Here is an 18,737-nt window from a genome sequence, read left to right on the forward strand (position 1 = left end):
CATGTATTACTTGCTGGTTCTGGCGGTGGGCGTTGAACGGCTCATCGAGTTGGTGTTGGCCAAGAGCAACGCGCGCTGGGCGTTCGCCAACGGCGGCGTCGAGTTCGGGCACCGTCACTACCCGGTGATGGTCAGCATCCACTCGGCGCTGCTGGTCAGCTGCGTCGCCGAGGTGTGGGTGTTGAACCGGCCGTTCATCCCCTGGCTGGGCTGGCCCATGTTCGCGGTGGCGGTCTCGAGTCAGGTGCTGCGCTGGTGGTGCGTGCGCACGCTCGGCCGGCGCTGGAATACTCAGGTGATCGTTCTGCCGGAAAGCCCGCTGGTGCAGGGCGGCCCGTACCGCTGGATCCGTCATCCCAACTATGTGGCAGTGGTACTCGAGGGGTTGGCGCTGCCCTTGATCCACACCGCCTGGCTGACCGCGCTCTGGTTCAGCCTGGCCAACGCGGCGGTGTTGCGGGAGCGGATTCGGGTGGAGAACGTCGCGCTGGGGTACCGGTGACCGGCTTCGACACCGACCTGCTGATCGTGGGTGGCGGGCCGGGGGGACTCGCCGCCGCATTATGTGCGCGGCAGCAGGGACTTTCGGTGATCGTTGCCGATCCCCGGGCCAGCCCGATCGACAAGGCCTGTGGGGAGGGCCTGATGCCGGGCGGGCTGGCCGTTCTGGAGTCGCTCGGCGTTTCCCCGGTCGGCATGCCGTTGCGCGGCGTCGCCTATCTCGACGAGCAGCGCCGGGCCGAAGCGACGTTTCGCAACGGCCCGGGACGCGGCGTCCGACGCACGACATTGCATGCCGCCCTGACCGATGAGGCCAAGCAGAATGACGTCGACTGGATTGCGACGAAGGTCGACAACGTGGTCCAAGACGACGCGGGAGTCACAGCGGGTGGTATTCGGGCCAAATGGCTGATCGCCGCGGACGGGCTGCACTCGGTGGTTCGCGGCGCCGTCGGAATCTCCTGTGTGGCAGGTTCTCCGCGCCGCTATGGGCTGCGCTGGCACTACCAGGTGCCGGCGTGGTCGGAGTTCGTCGAGGTGCACTGGTCACGGTGGGGGGAGGCCTACGTGACGCCGGTGGAGCCGGGTTTGGTGGGGGTGGCCATCTTGTCACCGCACCGCCCGCAGCTCGACTGGTTTCCGGCCCTGGCCGCCCACCTCGCCGACGCCCAACGTGGCCCTGCCCGCGGCTGCGGGCCCATGCGGCAGCTGGTTTCGCGGCGCGTTGCCGGGCGGGTGCTGCTGGTCGGTGACGCCGCCGGCTACGAAGACGCGCTCACCGGTGAGGGCGTCAGCCTGGCCGTCAAGCAGGCCGCTGCCGCGGTGGCGGCGATCGTCGACGGCAACCCTTCGTCCTATGAGCGCGCCTGGCACTCGATCACTCGCCGGTATCGCCTGCTCACCCGCGGCCTGGTGCTGAGCAGCTCCTGGCCGCCGGCCCGGCGTGCCTTGGTCCCCGCCTCGTGCGCGCTGCCTAGTGCGTTCGGGTGTGCGGTGCATCTGCTGGCGCACTGAGTGTTTGCTCGACGGCGGACAGCACCATCTGGGTGGAGCCACGGGAGCCGATCGTGATGCGCACGGCGCCGTCGGGATAGCCCCGGACTCGCAGGCCGCTGTCGGCGAAGATCGCACTCCAAGGCCGGCCCGTCGCCGGCAGGTACACAAAGTTCGCGTGGGAATCGGTGGTGTACACCCCGGCGGCCCGCAGCCGGGCGCGCAGATAGCTGCGTTCGGCGACGATATGGGCGATGCGCTGCTGCAGCTGGTCCTCGGCCGCGTAGGAGGCCGCCACCGCCACCGTGCAGCCGGCGCCGATACCGAATGGCAGCTGCAGGGACCACAGGCGCGCGGCCAGCTCCGGGGCCGCCAGTGCGTAGCCGATGCGGAGCCCGGCCAGACCATAGGCCTTGGAGAACGTGCGCAGCACAATCACATTCGGAAAGCGCGCGATGAGCTCCGGGACGTCGATGCGCTGGCCCGGGGCGACGAACTCGATGTAGGCCTCGTCGAGCAGCACGAGAGTGTCGGCCGGCACGTTCGCGACCAGCCGTTCGACATCTGCGACCGGCTCCAGGGTCCCGGTCGGGTTGTGGGGCCGGCACACCACCACCATCCGGGCAGCGGAGGCGGCCCGGGCCATGGCGGTCAGGTCCTGATGGCCGAACCTGTCGAGCGGGATGTCGGTGACCGCGAGTCCGGCCATCTGGGCGAACGCGGGAAATCCCTCGAAAGTGGGCGTGCTCAGCACGATCCGCTGCCCGGGAGTGGTCAACGCTTGCAGCACCCGCATGGCCAGTCCGGAGGCACCCGCGCCGACCGCTACGTTCTCCTCGGCCACGTGTGCGTGCTCGGCCACCAGGCGCCGTAGCCCGGTGGGCAGGAATTCCGGATAGCGGTTGGCCGCCGCCATAGACTCAACCAGTGCGGTACGCACCGCCGGCAGCGGCGGCAGCGGGTTCTCATTGAGCGACAACGCCCATGGATCGACGGCCGGCCGAAGTGCGTTGCTCGGGTAGGCGGTCGTCGAATCGGCGTGCGCCGCGGAGGTCATCGCGTTCGTCCGCCCCACCGGATGGCCGCCGCGCCGGCGAAGTCGCCGGCGTGGGCGAAGCCCGCCATCACCACCACCTCGCCCGGCTGCACCCGGTTCTGGGAGATCGCTCGATCCAGATTGATCGGGATGCCGGCACCGAACAGGTTGCCGCACGCGTCGAAGGTGTCGACGTGGCGTGCTTCGGGCACTTCGAGCGCCTCGCGCCAGTTGCGCAGAAACACCCGGTTGGGCTGATTGGTGACCAACAGCCCGATATCGTTGGCGGACAGGCCGTTGCGATGACAGACCGCGAGGGCGACTTCGGGAACCTGCCGGTTGCCGCGAGCGAGCACCTTGGTGATCTTGTCCTCGGTGAAGCCGATGTAGGCGGCGCCGGGGCCCGGCTGCCACCACTTGCGGGGCGGGTCGGTGTGGTAGGTCATGTCGCCGGCGTACTGGCCGTAGGTGCGGCATTCCACGTCGAGGATCGGGGAGTGATCCGACAGCGTGAGCAGTCCGACCGCGGCGCCGTCACCGGGAACCGACGCCTGCGATTTTCCTCGTACGGCGGGCTGATCGAAGACCTGGCCGGCGGCGTTCTGGGCGATCGCGATCAATGCGCTGCGGCCCGCTCCGGCCGTCAACAACTGCCGGGCCACGCCCAGCCCCAGCACGAAGGCGGCGCAGCCGCCATTGTGCAGATCCAGCACGGTGGACGGGCGCATCCCCAGCCGGTGAGCGATGCCACCGCCGCCGCCGCAGAACGGGATGTCGGGCAACTGGGTGTGGGTGATCAAGATGTCGACGTTGTCGATGACCTCGCGGCCGTGCCGGTCGATGATGCCCTGCGCCGCCCGCTCGATCATGTCGGCCGCGGTCTCGTCCTCGCCGACGTGATGGCGGAATCGGGGCGCGCGGAACATCAGGTTGTCGCGCAGCGCATCGGAATCGGCGTACTGCGTGTAGTAGTCGGCGGCGATGGGTTCGCCGGGGAGATAGCTGGAGACGTCGATCAGACTGACTGGGGTTTCGCCGGGCTGGGTCATGTTTCGCCTCATCGCATCCAGAACGGGGTGACCGGCAGGCCGTTGTGGTGCCGGTATTCGGCAATCGCCTTCAAATTCTTCATTTCCAGCAGGTGGCCGGCACCGAACATGTCCCAGAAGTCGCCGACCCATACCGGCCGCTGGGGCGGCGCGGTGTCCGGATAGGGGTTGTGGTCATAGAACGGGTGGTGGCAATTGGTCCACAGCACAACCGATCCGGGCTTGTTCAGCACGACCTGGGCGTCGACGATCCGGATCAGGTAGATCATCCACAGGTGGTCGGGCTGATCCCAGGCGCAGTGGTAGTCCACCGTGAAGGCATCCCGGTTGGAGACGGTGCGGGTGTAGATCTTGGTCTCCGAACCCAGTCGGTCGTAGGCGAGCCAGAGACCTGATTCTTCGGTGGGGGTGAAGCCGCGCAGGCTGTAGGTCCACTCTTCCAGGCATCGCGTATCGGAGAGGTAGTCGAACAACTCGTCGGGCGGGCAGTCGATGTAGTCGTTGACGGTGCAGTAGTCGCCGAACACCACGTCGTGGGGGTAGACCGAGCGCATCATCTCCATGATGATCGGGGTGGCGACCTCCCGGGGGCTGGTCTCGACCCGGACTAAGCCGTCGATGGGGCCGGGTGTACCGGCATGGACGCTGATATCAGCGAGGGCGGGCAGCGACATCGAAGTGGTCCTCCTTGTGCGTGGAAACTTTGCCGTTACGACCCACTGGGCCAGTGGTTTTCGGTGCCTCGATGGCATTGAGGAACGGCGCGAACGGCGGTATCTCGTCGGCGGCGCACTCGACGCTGATCACCGTGGGCCCCTCACGGTCCAACGCCGACGCCAAGACCGCGGCGAAGGTGTCCGGGTCGTCGACGTCAATCGCGCTGAGCCCGGGGAACATCGACGCCAGGCCGTCACCGAGCTGGCTGTGGGCGAAGCGGTTGTAGGTGTAGAAACCGTCGTAGAACAGCTGCTCGCGGGTGACGCACATGGCGTGCGCATTGTTGTTCAGCAGCACGAACAGCACCGGAAGGCCGTGCTGCACCGCGGTGTGGATCTCCATGCCGTGCATGAAGAACGCGCCGTCGCCGGCGATCACCACGGTGCGCCGACCGCGGCCGAAGGCCATCCCGATCCCGGCCCCGAAGCTGTAGCCCATTCCGCCCATCCCCAGCGCGGCCAGGAAGCGGCCGTCGCGCCGCGCTGGCAGGTAGTGGATGGCCGCAGCGCCGGTGTTGCCCGCATCGACGACGATGTCGGTCCCGGCGGGCAACGCGCGGTCCAGCACGGCCATCGCCTCGCGATAGCGCACCCCCGGGCCGGTGTATGGCGGAGGAGTCAACTCGGTGTGCGGCACCGACTCGGGCACCCGCAGCCACCTGGGGCGCCCGGCTCCCGACAGCGCACGGCAGATGGACTGCAGGGATGTCCGCAGGTCAACGGTCTGCACGTGGGTGCACGGAACATACGGCGGTGCCGAACCGATCGACACGGTGTGGATGGAGCTCAGCGCCGCCTCGAGGCCGGCGCGGGCGGTCATCGTCAACCGGGTGCCGACTACCAGGCACACCGCACTACCGGTCAGTGCCTCGGCGACCGAGGGGTGGCCCATGACGCCGGCCACGCCCAGTGCCGATGAGGACCCCAGCCCCGAGGTGCCGGAGACATCTTTGGCGTCGGGCACGCACACCACCCGGGCCCGCAGCAGTGCCCGCAGGTTCTCGAGCTCGGCCCGGGCGTCGTTTCGGGCCACCTGTTCGCCGGCGATGATCGTGACCGGTCCATGGGCGTTGCGGAGCGCGTGGATGATCGGATGCGGGTCGCTGATGACGCCGGGATCGCCGCCGCTGTCGCCGCCGTTGCGGTACGGGCTGGCGGTGACGAAACCTTGTTGAACATCCTTGGGCAGCAACAGCACCGCGGGTCCGCCGCTGCGTGCCGCGGCGATGGCTCGGGGCAGCGCGGTCACGATGTCTTCGGGGTTCATCACCCGCTCGCAGAAGACCGATACCGCCGAAAACAAGGCGTGCGCGTCGAGTGCACCGTTGCGTCCACTGGTGTCTTGGAAACTTCCTCGACCGTCCAAGGTGCTCGGGGCCTGGCCCACCAGCGCCAGCACCGGAACCCGGCTGGCCAATGATTCGCCCAGCCCGGCAACCAGGTTCAGGGCGCCCCCACCCGAGGTTGCGGCGACTACCCCCAGTCCGGCACCGCTGCGGCTGTAGCCGTCGGCCATGGTGGCGGCCGAGAACTCATGCTTGGCCAGCACCGCCGTGATGTCGGGACGAAAATATGCTGCGTCGTAAAGGTCTTCGATGTTCGCGCCATCGACGCCGAAGATGTGACCGACTCCCATTGCCGCCAGCTGGGCGACGATGAAATCGACCACGGAAGCGATCCTGGACATCTGCCCGCCTAACTCGTGACGATGTCATTGACACGGTTTGCGGGCGGGATTGGTTCGACGAAGGCATCGGCAGATGTCGATGACCCGGGTCGCTACAGGGTGCGCTCCAGCAGAACCTGGCCGTTGTCGGCTGACACCACTTGTACCGAGGCGATCTGATCCGACGGTGTCGAGATGCTGCCGGCCGGCGTCGCGGTGTGCCCGGGTTCGGCAACCCAAGTCGCCAGTCGGGTCTGGCTGCCGTCGCGGCCGACCACCACCAACGCCAGGGTGTCGTGGTGAGCGTTCACCGGTGCCAGGCAGACGCAGCTCAAATCGATGTAGCTGCCCCAGGATTCGTCCCTGACCGCGACCGTCGAGGCCAGCGCCGTCGTCCCCACTTGGGCCATCGGCACCGCATCCTGATGTGGGGAGGGTGTGGTCGGCGAGCCGATGCCGATCAGGACCCCGATACCGAGTACGGCGGCCGCCGCGGCTGATGCCGTCCACGTCAGCAGTCGGGTACGCCGGCGGCGCCGGTGCACTTCGGTCAGCAGGGACGGCAGCAGGTTGGCCGGCGGGGGCGGCGCTGCGTCGGCCTCGTTGATCGCAGCCACGCAGTTGCCGTCGAGTTGCGACAGCAGGGCGGGCACGCCGCTGATCTCGGTGACGGCGTCGCGGCACTGCGCGCAGCCGGCCAGGTGTCCCTCGAACTCGCGACGGTCGGCCGCGGACAGCGAACCGAGCACATAGGCGGCATCCCACATGGCGTACGGATGCTCACTGTCGACCGGCCCGCCGGGCGAGCCGAATTCTCGCGGCCACGTCATCGTGTCACCCCCATCTCCTGCAGGGCGAGTCGCAGAGCCCGCACCGCGTAGTGCAGGCGTGATTTCACCGTTCCCTCGGCGATCCCCAAGTCCGCAGCGATCTGCCCCGTACTCCACCCACGGTAATAGGACCGTTCGATCACCGCTCGGTGCTCCGTCGACAGGTGGGTCATGGCGTCGCCGATCAACATCCGGTCCAGGGCGGTGTCCACCTCGTCGCGGGTGGGTTGCTCGGGCGCGGTCGACTCGTCGAGGGTGGCCACGACGTTGCGGAAGTGGGCGCTGCGGCGTTCGTCGATGATCATGTTGCGCGCCACGGTGCACATCCAAGCCCGTGGTGACCGCGCGGTATCGCCGATGACCTCCGGGTGCTGCCAGGCGCGCAGCAGGGTCTCCTGCACGACGTCCTCGGCGCGGGCGGCGTCACCGGTCAGGCGCATGGCGTAGCGCCACAGCACCGCGGCGTGCTCGTCGTAGAGCGCCTTCATCAGCGCGGTTTCGTGATCTGGCGGTATGCCGATGCGCGGCAAGCTGATCACCTCCTGCCTAATGACACGACGCGGGCGCCCGTGGGGTTCATGCTCAGTCCGGGATCCAACTCCCGTGGAAACCGTGCGGAACGCGCCGCGGCAGTCGCACCCGCGCGACGGGGGCGGCGCCGAAGTCCGATGCGCCCAGGATCACCAGTTCACTGCACTGGCGGACCGGGCTGTAGACGTAGCTCAGGTACCAGCCGGCCGATTCGTCGGTCTGGCCCGGTGCTGGTGCGAACACCGCCTCGTCGGGTGCGCCGGCAATGCCGTTGTTGCCGAACCGGTGGACCTCGGCGCTGTCGCGCGCCACGTCGTAGCGGACCAGCCCGTCGGTGCCGACGGCGACGGTGTAGCGGGCCGATGCGCCCACCCGCCGGTCGTCGACGCGGGGGAATTCGATGTCGCGGTCGTCGAGCTGAACCTCGGCCACGACGCCCGCTTCCAAGTCGATGGTCCAGCGCCACAGCGCGGCCTCGGTCTCGAAATCACTGTTGTCGCGCCAGATTTCGGGGTAGCGGACCACCTGCATCACGATCGCGTTGCCTTGGGCTGAGGCCACGTCGAACGCGTTGGCGACGTGGAAGACGTAACACGGGTTGATGTCGAACCAGCGAACCGGGCCGAAGGGGTCATCGCGACGCAGCACCCCGAGGCGGGCGCCGTAGTCGTCGTCCCACCGGTAGGGCGGGTCGCGTTCGACTCGTCGGGTGAGCGCAACCTGCGGATTGAACACCAGCGGCAGGTCCAGGAACACCACGTGCTGGGCGGTCAGCGCGAAGTCATGCATCAGCGTCAGGCCGGGAACGTCGATGGGACGACGAACCTGGACCGCGCCGTCGGCGCTGGCGCGGTAGTAGTTGATGTGCGGTCGGGCGAGGTCGCCGTATCCGAAGAAGTGCAACTCGCCGGTGATCGGACAGACCTTGGGGTGCGGCGCCATGGAATCGACCAGCTTGCCGGCGAAATCGTAGGGGCCGAGGGTGTCCAGCTCGGTGGAGATCTCGTAGGGCAATGCGCTATCCATCAGCGCCAGGGTTTTGCCGGCGTGCCGGATAACGTGGGTGTTGGCCGCGCTGGAGTGCAGGTTGCGGCTGCCGTCGGGATTGAACAGCGGCAGGGGGCGGTCGAAGTTCTCGGTGCGCACCCAGCGGTTGCGGTACCAGGCGGCCCGGCCGTTCTCCAGCCGAACCCCGTGCACCATGCCCTCGCCGGTGCACCAGTGACCGCCCGCCTCGCGGGGGTTGGGGCCGTTGCGCAGATACCAGCCGTTGAGCTCCGGCGGGATGTAGCCCTCGACGGGCAGATCGAACGCCGTGAGTTCGTCGGGGACCGGAGCGTAGTTGCCGGGGCGAAAGACTCCGAAGACCGTCTCCGGTGGTTGCAGGACCGCCACCGACCCACCGGACTCGTGGCCGTTGACCTGGCGGATGACGCCGGCGGCGGCGAGACCCGCGCTGAACGCGCCGTCTGCGGTGTCGAGCGATTCCAGGTCGAGTTCGCCGAAGTCCTCGTGATCCAGCAGCGACAGCACGGCCGGCATCCCCGACAGCTCGGAGACGGCATCCTGGCATAACGGGCACTCGTCGAGGTGCGTCTGGTACTCGCGATAGTCGGACTCCGAGAGTGACCCCAGCACGTAGGCGGCATCCCACATGCCGTACTCGTGGTCAAACGTCATTGCACCGTTCCCAATTCTCGCAGTGTCTGTTGCAGGGTCCGTAGCGCGTAGTGCAGCTGGGTCTTCACGCCGGCTTCCGCGATCTCCAGGTCGACCGCGATCTGCTCGGTGCTCCATCCGTCGTAATAGGCACGACGTAGCAGGACGCGGTGTTCGACGGAGAGATGCGCCAGCGCGGCGGCGACCACAGCCCGGTTGGGCGCCAAGTCGCGATGCATGGCGCTGGAAGCGCTGCTCAAGCGGGGACGGGCCTGGTCGTCTGCGGTCATGGCGGTTCAGGCCCTGCCCGTACGCGCGGAAGAGTCCGGCCGCGGCGCGGCCGCGGTCGAGTGCCGCTCTTCCGCTGGTTTTCCTCTACCCATGCACCAGCCTCCCGGAGGTGACACGACGCAGCGTCCCGTTCGGTTCAGTGTCGCGCGCGCCGGGCTGCTGCGGTAGAGGCTTTTTACGTCGTGGTGACCAGCGTCAGCTGCCAGGCCTGCAGCCACGGCTTGATCAGCTGCGCCACGGAGGACTCGCGAGGCTCAGCGCAGGCCGTCTCGGGATCCTCGCCGTCGGACTCCGCGGTGAGGATGCCGACCGCTTCGGCGGTGCCGTCGGGGCGCATCCGGTAGGCGGGGCCACCGGAATCGCCGCAGGTGGTCGCCGCGGCGAACCTGACCTTGCCCTTGTCGCTGGCGGAAACCGGTCCGCACATCGGCTCACCGCTGCGGACGCCCAAATGACAGAGCGTGTCGCCGATGTTGACCCGCTCGGCCACGCCGCTCACCGGATGTCCATCGACCTCAGGGGACAGCGGGAACTTGTCCGGGTCGTCCAACGTGATCAGACCGATGTTGTGGCCGTCTTTGCCGTCGTAGACGCTCTCGGTAAACGCCCCGACGGTGGGATAGAGGGCGCCGTTGTGGATGGACACCGTGCCCGAGCCGCCGGGCTTGTTGCAGTGCCCCGCCGACAACAGTCCCGGCCGGCCGTCCTTGCTGCGTACCAGGAAACCCGCGGTGCAGCTGGTGGCCTCGGAGCTGCCGGTAGAGGACACATTGATGCCGACCCCGGGACCGATCGCCTCGACCGGCGGCTGCGGGATGAGCTGCTGCACCGGCTGGGCGCGGCTGACCCAGACCATGCCGGCCAAGACTGTTAATACGCCGCCCGCGATGGCTAGGCGCTTGAACAGGGTTTTGGGTGGGAGTCGTCGAAAGGCGGCCACTTAGGCGAGGGTACCGAGGGTGGGGCGGGTGTGGGGGTGGGGTGATTACGCGGAGGGTGAACATCCACCTGAGCAGGTGGGGATGTGGCGGGGTCAGCTGACCTCTGCCGGCACGTAGAGCGGACGTAGCGTGATCAGGCTACGAGTCGTCGCGTCGGCGTTTTCATAGTTGTCGACTAAGGCCTTGGTCAGCTCCTGCAGAGTCCACAGTGCCAGCGGTACCGTTGAGCGGTCCGCCTCGTACCGGGCGTCCTTGGTGAAACCGCCAGTGCTCACGTAGAGCCCACGATCCTCGGGGTGTCTACCACCCAAGAATCCGCGAATGTCCTTGCTGCCCATCTGTCCCTTGCGGTGTTTGACCTCGACGACGATCCGGGGCCGTTCGAAGCCGAACCCGTCCGGCGAGGCCAGAATGTCACGGCCTAGATCCGACCCTGGCGGAGAAACCTGGGTTTTGTAGCCCATCGCCCTCAGAATTCCGGCAACCAATTCCTGCATCTGCGACCAATCCAGCGCGCTGACCCGGTCCTTGATCTGTTCGAACGCCAACGCAGGGAAGTCACGCAGCGGGTCGTCGGGCTCGACGGTGTCGTCCGATGGCGCGGGTGCTGAGGTGCCGTGCAGCAGGCTAAGCACTTCAGTGCGCACCACTTCGGAGAGCTGAAAGACTGTCAAAGTTGAGCCCAGGCTGTTCTTCGCCACCGGGCTCAAGTCATCGCGGTTCAACTCGACGGTCTTCCAGGTGATGGGGCGGGCCAGGCCCATTCCCTGATCGGCCCAATCCTGGTGGAGCTCCGCCGGTCCGGTGACGGTACCGACCAGGTAGGTGCGGTTCTCCGGTGAATAGGTGATAACCCAGTCGTTGGCGGCGATTTCGTTGACAAACCGGTACACCTGCGCGGCGCTGACCACCGCCGCCTGTTCTTTGACGCCCGGCTCAGCCTCCCGGTAGGCCTTTGCCAGAGTTTTACGGTCGACGCCGGGTTTGGCGAGCGCAGCGATCTGCCGAAACCCGATGCCGGCTGCGCTGCGGTCACGGAAATCGTCGTAGCGCAGACCTCCGTCGCTGCGCACCATCCACATCGCAGTCATCGGTCGACCTCCGGTTCCGGTGTCGCAGATGATGCATCGTTGCCAACTGCTTCTTTTTGGTTGAACCGCTGCGCCATGAAGCCACGGATGTTGGACAGTCCCCGACCGGCAGCCGCGATGGCTTTTTCGGCGACAGGCTTGGCTATCTCCACCGCCGCATCGACAGCCTCACGAACGCCCGGGGTCTCCATGTCCTTCCAGCCGTCGACCTGGTGGTGGCGCGCACTGGCGAAATTGTCCAGCTCAGTTCGCAGGGTGTCGCGGTCGGTGGCAAGTTGATCGACCGCCCAGAACCGAAAGCCGTCGAGCGCCTCGGATCTTGCGATCGCATCGACCACCTGGTGTGCCTTCTGATAGAGCTTGCCGTCCTCGGCCAGCTGGTAGGCCAGTAGTTCACGGGTGTGCTCGAGTACCTGCGGCAGATGATTCGGCTCAGTGGCTTCGACTCGGGCCAGGCGCAGCCGCTGCCACTTGTACAGCGACTCCTCGGCCACCACAAGCAGACTCAACGTCTCGCCAATGAAACTGTCGGCGATGGCGGCCCGCATCCTGTTCGCCCGGTCCTGTATCGACAACGTCGGGTCCAAGGTTTCCAGAACACGCCTGGCATGGTTGCGCAGCCGTTCGGTTGTGGCGTTCAGAGACGGACCTAAGCCCGCGATGGCATCCCAGTAGGCGTCAGGCAGCGATCCGTTCTTTTCCAGGTAGGACAGCTGCCGGGTGATGGTCAAATTGTCAGCGAGGACGTCCCCGGCACGGTCGGCCTGAGCCAACTGAAGGATGGCTCCGACCTTGCTCTCCACCCGGTGGATCGAGTCGCTGACGTCGGAGATCGCGGCCTTCAGTGCGACCTGCACCCCGATCATCTGCAGCGACACCAACTGCTGCGGGTCCAACATCGCAGGCCGCCACTGCAGCTGCTCGGTGAACTTGCTGTCGGCGCCGCGGGTCATCATTCGGAAGAAGCCGTCGGTTCCCGGAACCAGGTTGCCGCGCTGGATCGCTGCCAGGCTGTCCGGATGCAGTTGCACGAACTTCCCGGCTTGCTGCAGCACCGCGGCGACACCAACGCCCAATCCGGCGGCGTTGGTCAGTGCCGCCTTGTCGATAGCAGCGACCTGGACCGCGTTACCGGAAGATTCTCGCAGCCGCTCCAAATAGGCCTCCACGGCCTCCGGGTCGCCGCCGACAAGTAAGCCCTCCGGTTGCTGCATCACGACGACCTCGCCGGGAGTGACGGTGGCGGGCAGGGCGGCGACGTCGTCGTCGTCAGTCACGGGGTACCTCCGGGGGTGGGTTTTCGCTGAGTGTACGTAGGGCCGGGAACACGGGAGGTCCGCTCGGGTTGCGAGATGTCACTCCGAACGTATAGGCCGGCGACGCGCATGTAAGGCTTTCATTCGCCTGTCAGGACCTCCCTCTAGGCTGCTGCCAAAGCGACGCCGGTGTCGTCGGTGCCGCCTTGCCTCAAGGAGCTCAGGGTGACCGATGCCGACCATCGCGCACAACCGGCCGAAGCGCCCTATGGTCGGCACGCCAAGGTAGAGCCGGCCGACGTTGATTCGCTGGCAGAAGCCAAGACCCCGGCTATCGGCCCAAGCATCGAGATCCATGCGGTCACTGACTTGAGCTACCCAATGGCGCACTGCCGCATCCCGGTGATCGACCACCTTGCGGTCGACAACGCCGGCGACGAGTTGCGCGGGGCGGTGCTGCAACTAGAGGTCACCAGCGCCGACGGCTCCCACGGCGGCCCAAAAGAGATTCACCTGGATCTCGCGGCCCACTCGCCAACTATCTTGCGCGATGTTGCCCTGCTGCTCGACCCGGCCTCGATGCTCGCCGCCGACGAGCCACGGCCAGGCACGATCCGGGCCGTGCTGCGCGACGTCCACGGCTCCGTGCGCGCCGAGGCGGAAAAGGACGTCACGATCTTGGCCGGCAACCAGTGGAAGGCCCGCCCTCTGCAGCTGGCCCTGGAGATGTTGGCAGCCCACGTCCAACCCAACGCCGCCGCCGTCACCGCGCTGATGGTCAAGGTGTCCGATCGGCTGCAGGCGCTCACCGGAAACTCGGCGCTCGATGGGTACCAAAGTGACGAGCCGGCCCGAGTTGACGCTATCGCCCAGTCGGTGTTCGAGACCATCCGCGACTGCGATGTGCGTTATGCCGAACCGCCGGCCAGCTGGGGTTTGGAGGGCCAGAAGGTCCGCACGCCCGCGGAGGTGCTTGAGGGCCGGCTCGGCACCTGCCTGGACACCACCCTGACGATGGCCGCAGTGCTGGAGCAGGCCGGGATCAATTCGACCATCTGGGTGCTCCATGGTCACGCGTTTCTCGGCTATTGGCGAATGGACTCTGCGCTGCCCAACGTGTCGACCACCGAGGCTATCGACGTGGTGAACCTCGTCGAACTGGATCAGATCAGGCTCGTGGAAACCACCATGCTCACCGGTGGGGCGCAAGCCGCCGAGTTCAGCGCCGCGACCGCCAATCCGCGAGCCAAGCACCTATCCGCGGACCTGTCGAACATCCTCGGGATCACCGATATTCGCCGAGCCCGCGCCGCCCGGATCTACCCGTTGCCCAGCCACGCCGCAGACGTGGATGGCAACATCACCGTCGTCGAATATCAACCGGGCGCCGGCCCGGTCATCGCCCCGTACGTGCGTCCCGAGACGGTCCAACAGAGGCCGCAGGAGGCCGTGCCGGAGCGGGTGCGGCAGTGGAAGAACGCGCTGCTGGACTTGAGCCTGCGTAATCGCCTGATCAACTACACCGAGCGAGCCGGTTTCGCGCTGGCGATACCCGGCCCGGCGCTGGCCCGCTTCGAAGACGACATCAACGCCGGGGTCAGCATCAAGCTGCTGGCCTCCGACGAAGTCAGCAGTGTGGATGCAGCGCGAGGCATCCGCTACGGCCGGGAGCTGCCCGAGGATGAGCGCACTGCGCTGCTGGCCGACAAACATAGCGCTTACCTCGACGTCACCGCCGCAGCGTACAAGTCCCGGCTGCGCAACCTGGCCTACAAAGCCAAGACGATCACGCAGGAGACCGGCGCCAACAATCTCTACCTGGCGTTCGGGATGCTCAACTGGCGCTTCGGTGATCGCGAGCTACGCTCCCCGGTGGTGCTGGTACCTGTGAATCTGTCCACGACCAACCGCGGTGACCGCTATGTGCTCAGCATCGACGAGGCCGGCGTGTCCACCCCCAACTACTGCCTGATCGAAAAGCTACGGGTCAGTTTCGGTTTGGACATCCCTGAGCTGGCCAACCCCGCTGAGGACGCCTCCGGGATCGACTTGGCCGGAACGTTCGAGGCCGTGCGGCGCGCGATTGCGGCCGCCGGCCTGCCGTTCCGAGTCGAGGAAGGCGCGCAGCTGGCGATCCTGCAGTTCGCGAAATTCCCGCTGTGGAAAGACCTGGATGAGTCGTGGGCGGCACTGGCCGACAACAGCCTGGTGCGCCACCTGATCGACACCCCGCTGGCCGCCTACACCGACCCGGTGCCGGCAGTCGAGGGCGTCGACCTTAACGAGCTGCGGCCCCAGATGCCGGTGCCGGCGGACTCCTCGCAGCTGCAAGCGATCGCCGAAGCGGTCGCTGGACGCACCTTCGTGTTGGAGGGCCCGCCGGGAACCGGCAAATCGCAGACAATCACCAACCTGTTGGCCCACGCCATGGCCTCCGGACGGAAGGTGCTGTTCGTCGCGGAGAAGAAGGCCGCTCTGGACGTGGTCAAAAAACGGCTGGATGCCGTTGGGCTCGGTGAACTGTCGCTGAACCTGCACGACAAATCGGCCCGCCCGGCCGCGGTGCGCGAACAGATTAAGACCGCACTGGAGCTGCGGGTCAACGCCGATACCGAACGGCTGCGCACCAACCAGCAGATCGCCGCGGCGGCGCGCACCACATTGGCCCGCTACGCCGAACGGCTGCATGCCAAGAACGCTGCCGGGCTGTCGGCCTATACCGCCCGCTCCAAAGAGCTGGCCGCCGACCGTGATGTTGCCGCCCTGGAGGTGCCTCGCGAACTGGTGGCCACTGCGAGCCCGGAGACGATGACGCAGATCGGGGAGTTGCTGCGGGCACTGCCGGCGGTGGCCGAACTCGCCCGGCCCAGTGCCGATCATCCGTGGGGATTGCTGGATGCGGTTCCGGCGGATACCTCGCAGACATACCGTGCCGTAGTCGAATTCGATGCAGAACTAGCCGGGTTGATCGACGAAGGGCAGCGTCATGGCATCGGGTTGGCCCAGCTTGACCGGGCCGGCGAGCCGGGCATCTTCGCCGGCTGGGCTCGGTTGGCCAGCGCGCCCCGGTATCCGCTGGCCGGCATCGACGCCCTGAACACCGCAGCCTGGGCTGCTGAGCTGACCGCGCTCGGGCAGCTGCTGGCCGGCTTGTCGGCACAGCGGCCGGGCTGGCTGGACACCGCCGGCCCGCAGGCGATGGACTTGGACATCCCCGCGATTCACGCCGCCGCGCTGGCGGCCGACGAGTCCGGGTTCTTCGGGCGCAAGAAGCGGCGCCGCGCGGTGCTGGCGCAGTTGGCCGACGTGCTGGTGGTCGACGAGGCCAGTAGCGACCTCAAGGGCCTGTCGACCGGCACCGCCGCGATGGCCGAAACCCACGCGCTGGTCAGCGATCTGCGTCAGCGGGTGACCCGGCTGCCGGTCACCCTGCTCGACGGCGACTGGAATCCGCTGATTCCCGAGACTGCCGCGCAGCTGCGGGCCGGGCTGGACTGGCTGGTGTGGCTGGTGGACGTTCTCAGCGCCGCCGGTCCGCATGTCGCCGACTTGCGCGACTTCTACGCCCGCACTCCCGTCGGGACACTGGCCGGGCCGCTGGACCGGCTCGGTACCGCCTGGAGCGCGTTCAGTCAGGCCAGCGGGGTGACGCTCGATGCACAGCGGGATTGGGCCGGCGGTGCGTTCTTCGACCGGTGGTGGGCTGGCCGCGGTGCGCGACGGCTGGAAACCCCTGCTGCACTGGAATCTTGGCTGGGGCTGGTCAGCCATCTCGAGCCGCTGCGCGCCGCCGCCATGACCTCCGCGCGTGCGGCGATCCTGACCGGGCAAGTGTTGCCCGAGGACGCCGCGCTGGGATACGAACGCGGGTTAGCCGCGGTGTCGGTCACCGAACGTCTGGACGCCAACGCCTTGGTCGGGTTCGACGTTGCCGCCCACGGCAAGACGATCCAGCGGTTCACCGATGCCACCCGTGCCATTCGTGAGGAACTGCCGAGGGCGATCCCGGCGGCGCTGCTGGCCGAGCGTCGGTTCGACTCGTGGTCGGAGAGCGGTCAGGTCGGCGGGCTGCGCCGGCAACTGGAACGCAAACGCGGCGGCATGAGCATCCGTGCGCTGCTGGACAACTTCGGCGAGCTGATCACCACGATCATGCCGTGCACGTTGATGAGCCCGGACTCGGTGGCCCGGTTCTTCCCCGCCAAGCCCGGGCTGTTCGACATTGTGGTCTTCGATGAGGCCTCCCAGGTACGCGTCGCGGACGCGGTCGGGGCGATGGGCCGCTGCCGCTCGGTGGTGGTGGTCGGTGACAGCAAGCAGATGCCGCCGACCAGCTTCGCCGAGGTCGGCATCAGCGATGACGACGAAGATTACAGTCCCGACAACGTAGTTGATGAGGAGTCGATTCTCACCGAATGTGTGCAATCCCAGGTGCCACGCCAATGGCTGTCCTGGCATTACCGCAGCCAGGACGAGGCACTGATCGCGTTCTCCAACCAGAACTACTATGAGGGCCGGCTGGCCTCGTTCCCGGCGCCGCGGGCCGGTGGCTCAGGGTATGGGGTCTCGCTGGTGCGGGTCGACGGTGTGTTTGAGCGCTCCGGCAAGGGAAAGACGCTGCGCACCAATCGGGTCGAAGCCGAGCGGATCGTCGCCGATATCCGGCAGCGCTTCGCGCTGTCGCCCTCGGTGGCGCCGTCGCTGGGTGTGGTCACCTTCAACGCCCAGCAGCGTGACTTCATTGAGAACCTGCTGCGCGACTCCGGTGATGACCGGCTGGTGGCGGCTTTGGATGAGCCTGATGGGCTGTTCGTGAAGAACCTGGAGAACGTCCAGGGCGACGAGCGGGACACGATTCTGTTTTCGGTGGCGTTTAGCGCCAACGACAAAGGTGTGGTGCCGCTGAACTTCGGCCCGCTGTCCCGCCCCGGCGGGGAGCGACGGTTGAATGTGGCGATCACTCGGGCCCGACGGGAAGTGGTGCTGTACGCCAGCTTTGACCCGTCCGCACTTCGTGCCGAAGAGACCAGCCAGGTCGGCACCAAACACCTCAAGGCCTACTTGGAGATGGCCGCCCGCGGCGTTGATGCACTGGGCGGGGGAGGCCGGCGGCAACCGGTCTTCGACAACCACCGCGACGATATCGCTGCTACTTTGCGGTCTTGCGGCTTAACGGTGGCGGCTGATGTCGGGTTGTCGGATTTCCGGGTGGACCTCGTGCTCTCCGATCCTGCCGCACCCGACGAGCCACTGGTCGCGGTGCTGCTGGACGGGCCGGGCTGGTATTCGCGGCGCACGGTCGCCGACCGTGACGGTCTGCCGGTCGACGTTTTGAGCGGGCTGTTGAAATGGCCGGCGGTGGAACGGGTCTGGCTGCCGGAATGGCTGCAGAGTCGGGACGCGACGGTGGCGCGATTACGACGGGCGGTGGAAGAGGCGCGGGAGCGGAAGATGGCGTCTATTGAGGCGGTGCCTCCGCCCGAGCTGGCCGCGCCGGTGGTGTCGGCGCCCGACCCGGTGGTCGAGGAGGAGCGGGAGCTGGCGCCGCTGCGTTCGGCACCTGTTGTTGCCGCACCGGCGCCGCGGCGGCACCCGATGTTGCAGACCTTCCGGGAGTGGGAACCGGTAGTGGCCGGTGACATCAGTGTGCTGGACAACCTGCAGGCGGATTATCTGAAGCAGATGGTGCGCGGCGTGATTCGCGACGTAATCGCCGCCGAGGGGCCGATCCACCCCGACCGGCTGGCCAAACTGGTGGCCGGAGCATTCGGGCTGAATCGGGTGGCGGAGAGCCGCCGCAAGGCAATCCGGCAGCTGGTGCCGTCGGAGTATCGCCGCTCGTCCGATCGCGAAGCCTTCTACTGGCCTACCGATGTTGACCCGTCAGCTTGGCGGGCGGTGCGGTGCCCGGTCGACGGCGAGAGCCGTCCGATTGACGAGGTCAGCTTGATTGAGATCGGTAACGCGATGCTGGTGATCGCGGAGCAGACCGGCGGGATCGAGGCCGAGGAACTCAAGCGCGAGGCGCTGGGGCTGTTTGGAGGGAAGCGGATGACGGCGGGGATTGAGGCGCGGTTGGGGGAGGCATTACGCGCGGCTCAGGCCAGGTCCCTATTGGTGGAAGGGCGATCAGGGCTGATACAACGTGCATCTTCTTGAACTGAATCCCCCCGGCGT

14 protein-coding genes are annotated in these 18,737 nt (G+C 67.2%); 3 read left to right on the top strand and 11 right to left on the bottom strand.

All coding sequences use genetic code 11. The features are described from left to right. Position 1: 1 nt before the first annotated feature. Entirely contained in the window at positions 2 to 502 is a 501-nt protein-coding gene (locus tag N416_RS0113520; protein WP_024442639.1) for an isoprenylcysteine carboxyl methyltransferase family protein, read from the top strand. Then, complete coding sequence (locus N416_RS0113525; RefSeq protein WP_024442640.1) at positions 499 to 1,515, top strand: NAD(P)/FAD-dependent oxidoreductase; 1,017 nt, start codon at positions 499 to 501, stop codon at positions 1,513 to 1,515. Before N416_RS0113520 ends, N416_RS0113525 begins: the two co-directional genes overlap by 4 nt. Here N416_RS0113525 and N416_RS0113530 read toward each other — a convergent pair. The 11 genes from N416_RS0113530 to N416_RS0113580 form a co-directional block, all read right to left on the bottom strand. Beyond that, positions 1,475 to 2,551 carry a histidinol-phosphate transaminase gene (locus tag N416_RS0113530; RefSeq protein WP_024442641.1) on the bottom strand — a complete coding sequence of 359 codons (1,077 nt, stop codon included), beginning with the start codon at positions 2,549 to 2,551 and terminating at the stop codon, positions 1,475 to 1,477. The genes N416_RS0113525 and N416_RS0113530 overlap by 41 nt on opposite strands. Further along, positions 2,548 to 3,579 carry a 3-oxoacyl-ACP synthase III family protein gene (locus tag N416_RS0113535; protein WP_024442642.1) on the bottom strand — a complete coding sequence of 344 codons (1,032 nt, stop codon included), beginning with the start codon at positions 3,577 to 3,579 and terminating at the stop codon, positions 2,548 to 2,550. The genes N416_RS0113530 and N416_RS0113535 overlap by 4 nt, the downstream gene beginning before the upstream one ends. An 8-nt stretch (positions 3,580 to 3,587) precedes the next feature. Further along, positions 3,588 to 4,253 (bottom strand): hypothetical protein, encoded by a 666-nt coding sequence (locus tag N416_RS0113540; RefSeq protein WP_024442643.1) that lies wholly within the window; start codon positions 4,251 to 4,253, stop codon positions 3,588 to 3,590. Then, positions 4,231 to 5,982 carry a thiamine pyrophosphate-binding protein gene (locus N416_RS0113545; protein ID WP_024442644.1) on the bottom strand — a complete coding sequence of 584 codons (1,752 nt, stop codon included), beginning with the start codon at positions 5,980 to 5,982 and terminating at the stop codon, positions 4,231 to 4,233. Before N416_RS0113545 ends, N416_RS0113540 begins: the two co-directional genes overlap by 23 nt. Positions 5,983 to 6,074: 92 nt before the next feature. Further along, positions 6,075 to 6,791 carry an anti-sigma factor gene (locus tag N416_RS0113550; protein ID WP_024442645.1) on the bottom strand — a complete coding sequence of 239 codons (717 nt, stop codon included), beginning with the start codon at positions 6,789 to 6,791 and terminating at the stop codon, positions 6,075 to 6,077. Continuing rightward, positions 6,788 to 7,279 carry a sigma-70 family RNA polymerase sigma factor gene (locus tag N416_RS0113555; RefSeq protein ID WP_036457986.1) on the bottom strand — a complete coding sequence of 164 codons (492 nt, stop codon included), beginning with the start codon at positions 7,277 to 7,279 and terminating at the stop codon, positions 6,788 to 6,790. Before N416_RS0113555 ends, N416_RS0113550 begins: the two co-directional genes overlap by 4 nt. Before the next feature lie 94 nt (positions 7,280 to 7,373). Then, positions 7,374 to 9,002: a carotenoid oxygenase family protein gene (locus N416_RS0113560; protein ID WP_024442647.1), complete on the bottom strand. Its 1,629-nt coding sequence runs from the start codon at positions 9,000 to 9,002 to the stop codon at positions 7,374 to 7,376. Then, complete coding sequence (locus tag N416_RS21660) at positions 8,999 to 9,271, bottom strand: sigma factor-like helix-turn-helix DNA-binding protein (RefSeq protein ID WP_024442648.1); 273 nt, start codon at positions 9,269 to 9,271, stop codon at positions 8,999 to 9,001. The genes N416_RS0113560 and N416_RS21660 overlap by 4 nt, the downstream gene beginning before the upstream one ends. A 176-nt stretch (positions 9,272 to 9,447) precedes the next feature. Continuing rightward, on the bottom strand, positions 9,448 to 10,212 hold the full coding sequence (locus N416_RS0113570) for a S1 family peptidase (RefSeq protein WP_024442649.1): 765 nt from the start codon (positions 10,210 to 10,212) through the stop codon (positions 9,448 to 9,450). 93 nt (positions 10,213 to 10,305) lie between these two features. Further along, positions 10,306 to 11,304, bottom strand: a complete 999-nt coding sequence (locus N416_RS0113575) for a restriction endonuclease (protein WP_024442650.1) — start codon at positions 11,302 to 11,304, stop codon at positions 10,306 to 10,308. Then, a complete protein-coding gene (locus N416_RS0113580; protein ID WP_024442651.1) occupies positions 11,301 to 12,581 on the bottom strand; it encodes a hypothetical protein in 1,281 nt (426 codons plus the stop codon). Before N416_RS0113580 ends, N416_RS0113575 begins: the two co-directional genes overlap by 4 nt. Positions 12,582 to 12,785: 204 nt before the next feature. Here N416_RS0113580 and N416_RS0113585 point away from each other — a divergent pair, with 204 nt between their 5' ends. Beyond that, on the top strand, positions 12,786 to 18,719 hold the full coding sequence (locus N416_RS0113585) for a DUF3320 domain-containing protein (RefSeq protein WP_024442652.1): 5,934 nt from the start codon (positions 12,786 to 12,788) through the stop codon (positions 18,717 to 18,719). The last annotated feature ends 18 nt before the right edge of the window (positions 18,720 to 18,737 follow it).

Origin of the sequence: Mycobacterium sp. UM_WGJ (assembly GCF_000455125.1) — a bacterium.
Taxonomy (GTDB): Bacteria; Actinomycetota; Actinomycetes; order Mycobacteriales; family Mycobacteriaceae; genus Mycobacterium.